The 13,632-nt window shown below is 47.4% G+C and carries 12 protein-coding genes; 7 read left to right on the top strand and 5 right to left on the bottom strand.

Going from position 1 to position 13,632, the window contains the following annotated elements:
- Positions 1 to 8: 8 nt before the first annotated feature.
- Complete coding sequence (locus ACFS25_RS07210) at positions 9 to 857, bottom strand: GLPGLI family protein (RefSeq protein ID WP_381498038.1); 849 nt, start codon at positions 855 to 857, stop codon at positions 9 to 11.
- 120 nt (positions 858 to 977) lie between these two features.
- On the opposite strand from ACFS25_RS07210, the gene ACFS25_RS07205 reads away from it, so the two are divergent.
- Entirely contained in the window at positions 978 to 1,733 is a 756-nt protein-coding gene (locus ACFS25_RS07205) for a helical backbone metal receptor (protein ID WP_381498036.1), read from the top strand.
- Positions 1,714 to 2,757, top strand: coding sequence for an AraC family transcriptional regulator (locus tag ACFS25_RS07200; RefSeq protein ID WP_381498033.1), 1,044 nt, complete (start codon positions 1,714 to 1,716; stop codon positions 2,755 to 2,757). Before ACFS25_RS07205 ends, ACFS25_RS07200 begins: the two co-directional genes overlap by 20 nt.
- 30 nt (positions 2,758 to 2,787) lie before the next feature.
- Here the strand turns inward: ACFS25_RS07200 and ACFS25_RS07195 are convergent, their stop codons facing one another.
- Positions 2,788 to 3,132 carry a DUF4260 domain-containing protein gene (locus ACFS25_RS07195; protein ID WP_381498031.1) on the bottom strand — a complete coding sequence of 115 codons (345 nt, stop codon included), beginning with the start codon at positions 3,130 to 3,132 and terminating at the stop codon, positions 2,788 to 2,790.
- A gap of 155 nt (positions 3,133 to 3,287) precedes the next feature.
- Between ACFS25_RS07195 and ACFS25_RS07190 the strand changes: the two genes are divergently transcribed.
- A complete protein-coding gene (locus ACFS25_RS07190; protein ID WP_381498029.1) occupies positions 3,288 to 4,070 on the top strand; it encodes a helix-turn-helix domain-containing protein in 783 nt (260 codons plus the stop codon).
- A gap of 66 nt (positions 4,071 to 4,136) precedes the next feature.
- Positions 4,137 to 4,520, top strand: coding sequence for a DUF1398 family protein (locus ACFS25_RS07185; RefSeq protein ID WP_381498027.1), 384 nt, complete (start codon positions 4,137 to 4,139; stop codon positions 4,518 to 4,520).
- 27 nt (positions 4,521 to 4,547) lie between these two features.
- Here ACFS25_RS07185 and ACFS25_RS07180 read toward each other — a convergent pair whose 3' ends face one another.
- The gene (locus ACFS25_RS07180; RefSeq protein WP_381498025.1) at positions 4,548 to 5,351 is read right to left on the bottom strand and encodes a phytanoyl-CoA dioxygenase family protein; all 804 of its coding nucleotides are present in this window, start codon (positions 5,349 to 5,351) and stop codon (positions 4,548 to 4,550) included.
- Positions 5,352 to 5,397: 46 nt separating this feature from the next.
- Positions 5,398 to 6,726 (bottom strand): 3-phosphoshikimate 1-carboxyvinyltransferase, encoded by a 1,329-nt coding sequence (locus ACFS25_RS07175; protein WP_381498023.1) that lies wholly within the window; start codon positions 6,724 to 6,726, stop codon positions 5,398 to 5,400.
- Between the two features lie 107 nt (positions 6,727 to 6,833).
- Here ACFS25_RS07175 and nagA point away from each other — a divergent pair, with 107 nt between their 5' ends.
- The gene (gene nagA, locus ACFS25_RS07170) at positions 6,834 to 8,021 is read left to right on the top strand and encodes an N-acetylglucosamine-6-phosphate deacetylase (RefSeq protein WP_381498021.1); all 1,188 of its coding nucleotides are present in this window, start codon (positions 6,834 to 6,836) and stop codon (positions 8,019 to 8,021) included.
- Between the two features lie 12 nt (positions 8,022 to 8,033).
- Here the strand turns inward: nagA and ACFS25_RS07165 are convergent, their stop codons facing one another.
- Complete coding sequence (locus ACFS25_RS07165) at positions 8,034 to 9,461, bottom strand: tetratricopeptide repeat protein (RefSeq protein ID WP_381498019.1); 1,428 nt, start codon at positions 9,459 to 9,461, stop codon at positions 8,034 to 8,036.
- A gap of 649 nt (positions 9,462 to 10,110) precedes the next feature.
- Between ACFS25_RS07165 and ACFS25_RS07160 the strand changes: the two genes are divergently transcribed.
- Complete coding sequence (locus ACFS25_RS07160; protein ID WP_381498017.1) at positions 10,111 to 13,062, top strand: TonB-dependent receptor; 2,952 nt, start codon at positions 10,111 to 10,113, stop codon at positions 13,060 to 13,062.
- Positions 13,063 to 13,076: 14 nt separating this feature from the next.
- Positions 13,077 to 13,586, top strand: coding sequence for a hypothetical protein (locus ACFS25_RS07155; protein WP_381498015.1), 510 nt, complete (start codon positions 13,077 to 13,079; stop codon positions 13,584 to 13,586).
- The last annotated feature ends 46 nt before the right edge of the window (positions 13,587 to 13,632 follow it).

The raw sequence follows: 13,632 nt of genomic DNA, 5'->3' as shown, positions 1-13,632 counted from the left end.
CTTTTTGGTCAATTTCGATTAGCACCCTGAAGCGGCATGTTCTGCATCATTTTCTGCCGGAAATCAGCCATTCCCTTCCGGCGCATTTGTTCCAGTTCATCAGACGATACATTTTTTGCGTCTTTAGGCGGTTGTACGCTGGCTTCGGCTACAGCTTCCAGCGAAACACCGGTAGCTTTAAACGATTCACTGTCTGATTCAATTTGCAGGACCACGCCTTTAGGGGGCGTCAGGTCGGCAACGGGCGAATAAGTAAAGGGCAGATCGGTGGTGTACCAGACGGTGTAGGTTTCTTTTCGGCGCGTAGCAGTTGCTTTATGGCACGTATAGCCCGCAATTTTCTTGGTTTTATCGACGGCTGTCCAATCCGTTGCCGCTGGCATTGGCTTTTCAGATCGGTACGTTTCGCTAGTCAGTGAATCTTTCTTAACTATCAGCACGTCAATGCGCTGGCGGTTTGCCAAATCCAGAAATGTCTGTTGCTCAAACGGGGGCGTCATACGCATAGTGCGGGCAGGACGGTTACCGCCATCGCTCGGCCTATCGCCACCCGGCCCACCGCCATCGGCTGTCCGACGAAACATGCCCCCTTGTTGCCGGTCTCGCTCTTCTTTGGCCATCGTCCCGGAAAACACGAGTTTCTGCGTAAATGACATTACTTCTGGCGCTCCCTCCGGGGCATCGGGAGCCCCAGGGCTGCCGGGCCGAACTTCCTGCCCGTTGATTACCATACGCATTTGCGACCGGTCAATCTGGCGCATACCTTCGTAGGTGATTTTGCCCGAATTAGGCGTTTGGCCGTATAGCGTCGTAGCGCAAAGTCCGGCAGTTAGAAAGGTGAATATGAACTGTTTCATGGTCGAATGAAGGATTCTTATAGTAAACGTTGCATAAAAATCTGAACTCTTGGCCAAAACTTCCCCAAAAGCGGTTAAATAGGTGCAGAGTCGCCTTTTTTAGCCGCTGAATGTCTATTTATGAACCCAAAACGCATCATTTCTCTCGTACCATCGCAAACCGAATTACTCTTCGATCTGGGGTTGGAGGAGGAAATTGTGGGTGTCACGAAGTTCTGTATTCATCCGGCCAATAAAGTTGAAAATAAGGCACTTGTAGGCGGCACAAAGACACTAGACATTAATCGGATTCATGCGCTGAAACCTGACCTTATCCTGGCAAATAAAGAAGAAAATACGCGCGGGCAGATTGACGACCTTCAGCGTCATTATCCCGTTCATATCACAGATATAGCAACTTTACCTGATGCGTTGGCTATGATTCGGGAGGTGGGTAATTTGGTCGGGCGAGTACAAGAATCAGATAAACTGGCTCAGCAAATCGAGTCGTTGCTACTTCCCTGTTTGTCTTCTTTTACTCTATCCGTTGCTTATTTAATCTGGCGTAAGACCTACATGGTGGCTGCTTCCGGTACGTTTATCCATGCGATGCTTGACGTTGCCGGTTTCCGTAATGCCTTCGCCGATCAACTACGCTACCCAGAAGTCACACCCGACGACCTGCAAAAAGTGCAACCCGATTTAATCTTTCTATCTTCGGAGCCCTACCCGTTTACGAAGAAACATATCAACGAGTTACAGGAAATTTGCCCGTCTTCGCAGGTGTTGCTGGTAGATGGAGAAATGTTTTCATGGTATGGCAGCCGGTTGTTGCGGGCATCAGCCTATTTTATGAACTTGCGTAACGAAATAAATCATGACCGACGCTCAAACTGATCATACTCTTTCCGTTGCTTCTATCAACCTGATTCTGTTTGCAGCCCAGCAGCAGGGAGCTGATTCTGACGTACTTGCCCGTGCCGTAGGTATTAGTCCTGATCAACTTCGTGACCCCGACGGACGCGTTCAGATTCGGCAGGTGCAGGCCCTCTGGCACGAAATCGTCACCGTTACTGGTGACCCGAATATTGCGCTGAAAATTGGCAAAATGGTCAATCCCCTTACAATAGGTGTTCTGGCATATGTCATGATGAATAGCCCAACATTAGGCTACGCATTTGAGAAACTCTTTCAGTATCAGGATATTGCCTGCGAAGGTGTCTGCACAACCGGTCAACTTATTCAGTCCGACGGTTCTTCGGGTGCCCAGTTTGCCTTGTCATTACGTATAACCAGTCCTGATATTATTTATCCTGAATATACGTTTGACTCTGAGTTATCCCTGTATTTGTCTTTCATTCGTGTCTTAACGGGGCAGCACGTCACAGCCAACGAAATTCACTTTGCTTACCCGCGCCCAGCCGATACTCGTGAACACGAGCGTGTGTTTGCTCCGGCCCGTCTGACGTTCGATGCCAGGGAAACGGTTATGGTACTCGACGCGTCTCTACTCGATACGCCCATACTGAATGCTAATTCCAGTCTGTTCCCCTTATTTGAGAAACACGCTGACGATATTCTTAATCGGCTTCAAACACCAGCGTTGAGCAGCCGCGTTAAATCAGAAATTCTTTCGATGATGAAAGGCGAAGAACCTACTCTGGCAGGGGTAGCCGACCGGCTGGCAATCGGTGTCCGAACGTTGCAGCTTCACCTGAAAGACGCTGGCACATCCTATCAGCAATTGCTCGATGAAATACGTAAAGATTTGGCAGTTAGCCACCTGCGCGAACCAAATCTGAGTACCACCGACATCGCGTATCTGCTGGGTTTTGCCGAACCAAGTGTCTTTTTTAGATCCTTCAAAAAATGGACGGGCCAAACTCCGGGTGCTTATCGGCTGGCTCAGGCGTACTCATAGGCTTAATGAAATCACGCACGACAAGGCACGTTACAAATTTTCTATACTTGTATGCTTGAAACTGTCGGAATATTTTAAGCCATAGCCCAGCATACGATCCATGCTGGAGTGAGCGAAAAGGATGATACCCGTTAGCATCAGTATTTGATTACCCGTCATCAGCCCTAGCAACCCAAGTACGATACCGAGTCCTTTATGATGCACAATATTATAAAAAACTGCCCCGATGGTCGGATTAATCAAGTAGCCAATCATACTAACGTCGGGTAGCAGGATCAAGGTGGGAAACCACCACCAGGCGAAGTCCAGACGAGTGAATAGGTAAATAGCGCCCGTAAATTGAATTACTTCTTCGGATTTCAATAACGTTTTCATGCGATTCGTTGTGATTAGTACAGCACAAAGGTCCGAAGAAACGGCTAGGCGGTCGCTGACGAAAGATGCAACACGCGTGACCAATTGCGAAATTCTGGGTTAACTTAGCTAGCCAACTTGCTTTTTCTGAAGTTGACGTCAGTGATACCTGAACGATGAAATTTCAACCGTATCTGCCGTGCGATAGGTTAAAACCCTATATCAAGCAGTTTGTCATTTCGGAATCGAACGATGAGCGGACATATAAAGTCTTGCCTGACATATCGCTGGTTATGGGTTTTCAGTATCGGGGAAAACTCGCTTATGTAGACAAGACCGCGGAAGTGCCGTTGGCTACGTCTGGCATTACGGGCATTCAGGATGGGTTTCGCCTTTTCAAAAATTCGTCAACCATTGGTTCTGTGCTCGTTGTGTTCACAGAAACAGGAGCTGCGTCTTTTCTCAGCGAACCCATTAATGAACTGTTTGGTGAAAGTTTGCCTCTTGATACGTTTGTTGATTCTACTACGCTCAATTCGATTGAAGACCAATTAGCCTCAGTAAGCGATGATTGGGATCGGATTCGAATTGTCGAGCAATTTTTGCTTTCGAGATTTCAGGAAACAAAAGCAGATCTTCTTGTTGCACTGGCCTTACAGCACATTTACCAATCAAAAGGAACCATTCGCATTGCCGCCTTGGCGAAGAATCTTTGCATTAGCCAAAGTCCACTCGAAAAGCGTTTTCGAAACGTAGTCGGCACCTCGCCAAAGAAGTTTTCATCAATCGTCAGGATGAAACAAGCCATTACATTATTTCCGACAGCCGGCAGACTGACCGAAATTGGTTTAGAATCTGGCTACTTTGATCAGGCTCACTTCATCAACGAGTTCAAAATATTCACTGGTGTAACTCCTTCCGAGTTTATGCAGGCTTCATTAAACCCTAATCAGACGTAGAAAAACGATTTTTTACAAGTATGTTTTTACAACCAGACCGACCTTTGTAGAAAAAACAAAGCGGAAATGGTACAGGAAGAAGCGATTACTCAGGCATATGCCACGGCAAAAAACTATCCCGACTTGGCCCAAAAACTCGTTGATGCCGGTGTGCAATCATACACGGTTGAAGTGTCGTCGGGTAGTATGTTGTATAAACTAGCGGAGGGGAAAACTACTATACATACAAACATAATGGAACCCCGGATCATAATGTCCGCCTTCGATCGGGATAGAGCGATTGCGGCAATCCGCGATAATCAGGAAGGCAAAACAGACTTTCCAGCATTCATGAATGGAATCGCACAGGCAGGGGTGCGTTTCTACGACGCTATTCTTACCGGCACGAACAAGCGAGTTATTTACATAGGTATGGGCGGGCACTACGAAGAGGAAATTACTACAGCCTAACTTTTTCCTTCAATTGTCCTACGTTCATTACACCAACTTCTTCACATCCAGCACTTTCACGTTATTCTGTTCGGCTTGTTTAAGCGTTTCGGATGAGTAAGCGGACAGGCGTACATTTTCCTGCATGTCAGCCCGTTTCTGAATGTGTTGCTCCAAATAGCGGTCCAGGTGTTTGCCTTCCAGACCGTAGCTAAAAAATAGGGAAACCCGTTCGCCCTGTTGTTCGCGGAACAGAAAATCAGGCAGGCGATTTTCCAGGCCAACGTGTAGGGGCAGGTTGTTCAGTACCTTCATCCGACGGGCATTACCACTGTGGAGCGTCCGCATGTTCCAAACCACAATGTCGCCCGCGCGGGTGTCGGCAAACACGTCGGCCCCATCGGCGGCCTGGTGGCTACCGGCTTTAAAGCGAATCCCGCCACTGTAGGTGTCATGGTCCTGCAAATAGACGCCGAAGCGAATCAACGGGTATGCGCCGTCCCAGTCTGCTCCCTGACCAAACTGATGCCGGTCGATGTTGTCGCGGTGAAAACCTCTCGTGCCGGTCCCAATCTGATACGTACTGTCGGAGAAATAAACGGGTGTATCACCCATAATTTCGCTGGCGATAGCCACAATACGTGGGTCATAAATCAACCAACCCAAGCCATCTTTACTCAGCAAATCGCCTTTTACAGACGAAGCCTGTTTGACCTGCGCCACCAGACCGCGCTGCTGCTGCCGATCCCGATGCTCGTAGGCCGACTGCCGCAGTTGGGCCACTTCTTCGGGTGTAAAAACGTTGCGGACAATAAGGTAGCCCTGCTGGTCAAATTGTTCCCGGCGCGTCATGGTTGTTAGGTTTAGTTAAAGCGAAAGCGTGATTACACGTAACGTTTCAGGAAGCAGTTTTCGTTTCTTCCAGGATAAATTCGACCGTGACAACCCGCGCCATATCGTCCCAGAACGAAGGATATGATTTGGCCACTACGCCCGGTTCATCAATGATAATTTCCTGTTGCATGGCTACCGGAGCAAAAGCCATGGCCATCCGGTGATCATCGTAGGTTTCGATGGTTGCCGGAGCCTTAGGCGCTGTCGCCAGTTGATGAACTTCGTACCGATGATTTGGCTCAATCTCCACAAGTTCGGCGCCAATTTTCTGCAACTCAGCCTGTAACGCGGCTATACGGTCAGTTTCCTTTATTTTCAAACTTTCGATACCCGTTAGGGTAAGAACGACCCCTTTCATAGCCGCACAAACGGCTACGGTCTGCGCCAGATCGGGACAGTCGGTAAAATCCCACGCCAGCGATGCTTCAGCCTGTCGTTTGGTTAGTCGAACCCCCGAATCAGTGAATGTACTCTCAACGCCTAACGACCGCATGATGTCGACAATCGCGCTGTCACCCTGTAACGACTTGGCTTTCAGACCCAGCAAATTAATTTCGGCATTGAGCGTTCCGGCATCTCCGTCCCTAACCAAAGCGGCTACGCTATACCAGTAACTCGCCCCCGACCAGTCAGACTCAATGGCATACGGCCTGGGTGTATACGGTTTGGGCGCTACGGTAATCGTCTTTGCCTCCCAATCATCCTGAACGTCGGCCCCAAAATACCTCATTTGTTCCAACGTCATTTCGATGTAAGGCCGGGAACCAATAGCTCCGGTCAGTTCCAGCGTCAGGCCATTGGGCAACAGCGGGGCAATCATTACCAGTGCCGAGATATATTGGCTGCTCACATCTCCACGAATGCTCAGTCGATTGGCAGATTCAGTGGGGGACGAAAAGCCGTTTATTTGCAGAGGTGGATAACCATCATTCTTAAGGTATGTAATATCCGCGCCGAGTGTACGTAAGGCATCAACCAGAATGCCAATGGGCCGTTCACACATGCGTGGCGTGCCCGTCATCGTTTTTTTCTGACCCGTTACCGCGAAGTAAGCCGTTAGGAAACGCATCGTCGTGCCAGCATCCAGAACATCAGCCGTTTGGTCGTCTGATTTCAGCAGCCGAATCATTGTCTGCGTATCACGAGCGGTCGAGAGATTTTGCAACTCGCAACGAAATCCAGTTAGCGCGTCGATGATTAGCGCACGATTACTTTCACTCTTCGACGAAGCCAATGGAATAGTGGCCCGGATTGGATAGGCCTGAACTGGACTGGAGCCATCCGGTTCGGACTGCGTTGGCGTGGCGGGGGGAATTAAACGAACAGCGTTCAAGAGATAAACAGATTGGTACTGACACGAAATAGTTCGCAAAAAAACGAAAATCCTACTACATTCCGGTCATCATTTGGGTTACCAAATAGAATTCAGTCCTAACTAGTATGACGTATCAGTTCATAAATGCCCATGTTTTTACCGGAACAGATTGGTTACCCGGTACATCTGTAAGAGTCGCCAACAGTCGCATTGAGGAAATTACGCCGACAATTGCTGATATCGATCTCAACGATGAGAACACCACAATCATTGATCTCAATGGCGATTATCTTATTCCCGGCCTCATAGATTTACAGCTTTACGGCGGCTCACATCTCTTTCTGAACGATCAGCCAACGCCCGAAACAGTACGACATATTTATATTTCCCACGCCCGAAACGGCACAACAACCCTACTGCCTACCATTCACTCCACTTCGCTCAACATTATGCAGCAGTCGATGGCGGCAGTGCAGGTTGTGCGGGCTGAAAACCCGTTTGGTGTACCGGGCATTCACATCGAAGGACCGTATTTCAATCCGATTAAACGTGGCGCGCATAGTATGGCTTACGTTCGGACACCTGCCGAAGGTGAGCTAGAAACCCTATTCAGCACCAACGCCGATGTTATTCGAATTTTGACGCTGGCTCCCGAAATTCTGACGCCCGATCAACTTACCACGATTAAAAAACTAAAGCACGCGAACACCCTCCTTTCACTCGGCCACAGCAATGCGACCTATCAGCAGGCCACGGCGGCTTTTACGGAAGGTATTCCGTTGGCTACCCATCTTTACAATGCCATGCGCGGTTTCGAGAGTCGGGAACCCGGTGTAGTTGGGGCCGTCTTCGACCACCCAACCGTTCGGGCTAGCATTATTGCCGATAGTTACCACTGTAATCCGACAACAATCCGCATTGCGTATCGACTGCTGGGCGAACGGCTATTCCTGATTTCTGACGCGCTGTTTGCCAATCCCCCCCGCCCTGCCTTTGAGTTAGGGCAATTTGTTGTGCATTATGAACCTGACCTGGATGGGTCCAAGACGATTGGGCCGGGCCGGTACGTAAACAACGAAGGCAATCTGGCCGGTTCAGCCATTACACTGATCGACTGTGTCAAAATCGCCGTTGAGCAAGCGGGTATTCCCCTAACCAATGCGTTACGAATGACATCTGTGATTCCAGCCGAAATCATTGGTATGGGCGATCAGTTGGGCAAGATTCAGCCTGAATACGTGGCTAATCTGGTACGACTGGATAAATCGATGAATGTAAAAGGAGTTTGGGCATCGGGCGAACAACTAACGTAAACCAATACCCGCCTACCGCGCGCCTTTCGCAAGAGCCTGTTCGTAGTTTTGGTTAAGCGTCTCCAGAAACTTACCCGTTACCCAGCTAATATCCGAATCCCGAATAAAGACAAACCGCTTTGGTATAGACGTGTTGGCATAAGCCCGAACAACAGATTCTAACAGCAGGGCTCCGGCAATAACTTGTTTTTCGTTGAACTGGTTCTGGACATTATTAAGGTCGGTTTCCGCTTTTCTTCGTACTACTGGATCATTCAGGTCGCTCAGGTCGGGGTGAATCAGGGATTGGTAATCTGTCAGGGCTAAACGGGCAAATCGCTCTGCATCGGCTACTGTTAGAGGTACGGCGGTCGTACCGGCTTTTTCGGGATGCAGGTAAGCAGTCATAGCCCAGGCAATACCACCGCCTAAAGCAACCGTTTTACGTTGGTGCAGCCCAGGGCTGGCGGTATTGAACTCGACATTCACTGCCGTGTCCGCAATCATTTTGATTACCCGCTGCGCTTCTGTTTTGTAAGCATCAATAGCCAGTGACCGATTATTATCAATTAGATTAGCCAGCGTTTTGGTGCCAAAAGGCAAGCTAACTGAGTGAAACCGACGGCCACTATCATAATAACCTCCTTTGGTATTGCCGCTTCCAATATCGATACAGGATGCGGTAACCCATAACTTACGGGGAATAGAGCCAATCAGGAACAGTTCGGCTTCGCGGGCGGCTGTCAGTGTAGAGTCTATTCGTAGAGTATCACTTCCGCGCATGCTGTTGGTAATCAGCCCCGAAAACAGCTCATATAGTTTCTTTTTCTTAGCCGGCGTTTTTCCCAGTGTTTCGTTGACTCCACTACTGAAAGCAATGTATATATGGCTGGCGGGTATATCGTAATGCCGAATTGAGTCCAGATACGCTTTCATTACCTCCTGCCCATCCTTGAACGATTGCGCCGTTCCTGAAATCAGGGTTACATTGGGTGCAACAGGTTTTACTTTAATGTCTTTGTTATAAAAACCGTTTTCGAACGTCGTACGGAAAATAGCCAGTTTCACCCCTGATGCTCCAACGTCAATTCCGGCATACAGATCTTTACCGGCCATTTCCCCGATCAATTGCTGCATAGCAGCTTCACTAGCGCCGTAGTTCAGCTTTTTATACAATTTATGGGCTTTGTTAAAATAGCCCACCGCAGCCTGGCTGTTCTCCAGATCACTATAAGCAAACCCTAAGTTTTCATACGTAACGGCTTCCATATAAACATCTTTTGACTGCACCGCTGGTAAGGCCCGCAATAGTAGATCAATGGCCTGTTGCGTTCTGTCAACCATTCGTAGGGTATTGCCTAACTTAATAAAATGCAGAGCCTCAACAGAGTTAGTGGCGTTTTGCGCAAGAGCCGAAATAGAGTAGCCGAGTACTAGAAATAGGTAAAAGAAATACTTCATCTGGGTGTAATAGCTTGTTTTGGACAAAAGAGTAGAATTACCCAATCAAAGATAATTGAGCATCGTGAGTTCCAGCCATTAATACGCGAATTCTGAGGGAAAGGCGTATTGACGAAAGAACACCCAATCGAATGTATCCATCAGCCGACAATAAGTAAAACAAATCAGTATTATAGTTCTCACAACTGCGCAATTGGAATCAACCAAAAAATAGTAGACATACAGTTATATATTGCATTTATTGAGTATTATAAGATTTTATTCTACATTTTTCTTTGAAGACATAATTATAATTGGCACATTTGAAAAAATACAATAATATACTGCTCCTGTTTCGTGCGCACGAACTTGTATAGGAAGTTACATAAGTAGGAATCTTATACCGCTGAATCGGTCATAATTGGGCTATTCGTAGCACACGTTAATGTGTTTATTTTAGTTAGTTTTCACGTATCGGGAAAAACTAACTCTAGGTATTCTATTTGCTAGTTTTAACAATAAATATACTCAAGATTTAACTTGTCAACTACCCTTTAATGTGATTGTCCATGAGATAGAATTGAGAAGAGAAAGCGCATAAGAGCTGTTCTCACCTATCTGCCCTGGTAGCCTGAAAATGAGTGTGTTCAACTTAACTCCTATAAGAATCATGAGAAGAAAATTACTTAAGCATGGCATTATACCTGTTATTATCATGCTGGTCCTGGCCGCTATACGCCCTACGGACGCTTTGGCCCAGACCAGGAAAATAACGGGAAAGGTTTATACCAGCATTACATCTGAAGCTCTGCAAGGCGTCAATGTTTTGGTAAAGGGAAATTCAAAGAAAGGGGCGATCACGGATAATCAGGGAGTATTCTCGCTGGAAGCTTCGCCAAATGATGTCCTTGTGATCAGTTTCATCGGGTTCAAAGCCCAAGAGATAAAAGTAGGTGACCGTACCTCTTTTGAGATTCCGCTAGAAGAGAATGTGAATGAATTGACGGAATTGATTGTGACCGGAACACGAAACGTCGGACGTACTCTCATTGATTCACCCGTTCCGGTGGATGTAATTTCGATCAAGGATATTATGGGCACTCTTCCTCAAATGGATCTGGCACAAATGCTGGCCTTTGTGGCTCCCAGTTTCAACTCTGTCCGGTCGCAGGGAGGAGACTTAAACTCGCACGTTGACCCCGTTCAGTTACGAAACATGGCCCCAAATCAGATACTTGTTTTGATTAACGGAAAGCGACGACATACTTCCGCCCTGCTCATCACCGAAACAGCCGTTGGTAGCCCCTCTACTACCGTTGATTTGATGACTATACCTGTTTCAGCTATTGATCGGGTGGAAATACTTCGTGATGGCGCTGCCGCCCAGTATGGTTCAGATGCCGTGGCAGGTGTTGTAAATATTATTTTAAAGAAAGGTACCAATAAACTAACAGCCAGCCTTACCGGTGGAGGATACGCTAATACGGGTGGGCAGGCTGGAGCACTGACCAAATCGGGCAAACCGGATGGATTCAATTATCAATTTGATGCCAACTACGGCTTCAAACTTAGTGATAAAGGATACATTAATATTTCGGGTCAGATTACCCAACGCCGACCCACGCTGCGTCCGTTTTTGAACGACTTTGGCTTTTTCGATAAAACGTATCTTAATAACCTCAGAACAGATAAGAACGGAAACCCGGTAATCACGAATCCCGAATTGGTGAATGCGCAGGCTACTGGTAACACAGCACAAATTGCCGCGCTGACAACCGAAGCCGGTATAATGACCGCCCGAGGATTGACGAAGGCCGATTTTGCGGTCTACGCTGGTATGCCCGCTATTACGCTGGGAAGCACCTTTTATAATGCGGGGTATGAGATAAACCCCACCACGACTATTTACAGTTTTGGTGGTGCTTCTTATAAATATCTGGAAGGTTTTTCGTGCTATTTCCGCCGACCTGCTCAAACCGACCGGACCAATTACCTGCTCTATCCCAACGGCTACAGGCCGCAGATGACCTCCAATACGTCAGACATTTCGAATACCATCGGTATTAAAAGTAAAATCGGAGAATTCAGTGTTGACTTCAGCAATACATTCGGGAGCAACACGATGAAAATTGGTATGGTCAATACGATCAATGCGTCTCTGGGTTCCAACTCGCCGGTGAATATGAATATTGGGACGCATCAGTTTACGCAAAACTCGACCAACCTCGATTTTTCCCGCTATTTCAAAGGAGTAATGAATGGCCTGAATATCGCCTTTGGTGCAGAAATGCGCGTTGAGAATTATAAAATCATGAAAGGGCAAGAGGAAAGCTATATCTATGGTGATGCCGGTATCGTTACGGCATCGAAAGCCGGACTTCTGACTGGTCCTGATGGAAAACCCCTGGAAAATGAAAATGCCGTACCTATCGTTGATGCAAGCGGAAATCCAGTGTCGGTGTATGCCGGTGAACAGGTGACCGTTAAGAATTTGTCGGCCAACTGCCAGTGCTTTTCAGGGTTCGGTCCCAAGAACGAACGAAATGAATTCAGAACGACGATGGCTGCCTATCTGGACGCCGAACTGGAACTCACTCGAAAATTTTTGCTGGCAGGCGCGTTTCGACTGGAAAATTACTCTGATTTTGGCGGGGTAACCATCGGGAAACTGGCAGCCCGGTATTCGCTATCGAAAACCCTTTCCATACGGGCGTCAATTGCAACCGGGTTCCGGGCACCTTCGCTACAGGAGTTGAACTATACCCACACGGCTACGGCTTTCGTACCGGACGCTAACGGAATTCCTCAGCCTCTGGATGTGACTACCTACCCCACAAACAGCACAGCGGCCCGGGTATTGGGCATCAAAGGATTAAAGCAGGAACAATCACGGACGTATGGTTTTGGCCTTACCTATCAGCCAGTTCATGGATTTGAAGTAACGGTAGATGCTTACCAAATTGATGTAGACAACCGCATTTTCCAGACCAGCTATTTCAACGCATCAGAAGTTGGCAATAATTATCAGGAAGTAATCGGCGGAGGGGAAGCGCAGTTTTTCGTCAATGGTGCCAATGTACGCTCTAAAGGAATTGAGCTCGTTGGAAATTACACGCTTGTACTTCCCAAAGCCAAAAGTTTGACGTTCACGCTGGCCGCAATTTTCAGCAAAAACTCTGTCCTCAACCGGAAGACGCTTAACCTGAATGTAGCAAATCTTACTGAAGATCAAGTGGTTGAAAAGTATCTGAGTCGCAGTGTAATAGGCCAGTTTGAAACAGGAACGCCAAGAACAAAGCTTATCGGTTCTGCTACGTATCGCTTTAATAAATTTAACGCGATGCTGAGAGGCACCTACTTTGGATCGGTCACGGAGCGATCTGTATCGTCCGATAAAGATGGTAATTATTACGACCAGACATTCTCAGGCCAGCCAGTTTTCGATCTGAGTTTTGGATACGACGTGAATAGTAACGTAAAAGTATCGATTGGCGGCAGCAATATCTTCGATAAATATCCTCAAATACTCCGAGCTGAGAATCAAGGTTTTTATCTGTATTCCAACAATCAGCAAGGCTCCAATGGCTCCTATTATTATGGCCGTGTGATGTTCAACTTCTAACTGCTACCCCAGCTATGAACCTATTTTTCAACAAAAGAAACAGTATCCTCACATTGGGCCTCTTTCTGTCTATGCTTGCTTTCCTTAGTGCATGTGAGCAGCAACAATACGAACCGAATGTAAGTGCGTCTCCGGGCGGTGGTACCGTAACGACCTACAAGTCTTATTCATTAACTTCGGCAACCGGATCGACTGTTTACGGGCGCGTGGTGTTTTACAAGTACAACACGTCGGTTACGCTGGTAGAGATGGGCCTTTATAATACAACGACAGGAACCGCCTATTCTTCCTCTATTTATGAAGGCAAGGTTGCCGAAAGCTCAGCCAAGTCACTCAAAACGCTTGATGCCATTAGTGGGGCTACGGGATCATTTTCCAGCAACAAATACTATGTCATTAATGAAGCTGGTTTCTATGATAAACTAAGCACCTACAATGCCAATGTCAAAATCATGTTAGGTACGACATTGGTAGCCAGTGGTAACGTTGGAGGCAATGCTATACCCGTTGCCCAATCGGAATAAGTCCCGATGTCTGACGGATAAGAATCGTTTTACCAAACAGAATACA

The sequence above is a fragment of the Spirosoma flavum genome (assembly GCF_042686045.1).
Taxonomy (GTDB): Bacteria; Bacteroidota; Bacteroidia; order Cytophagales; family Spirosomataceae; genus Spirosoma; species Spirosoma flavum.
Note: the sequence above shows the minus strand (reverse complement) of the source record. Positions and strands in the feature narration are given on the sequence as shown.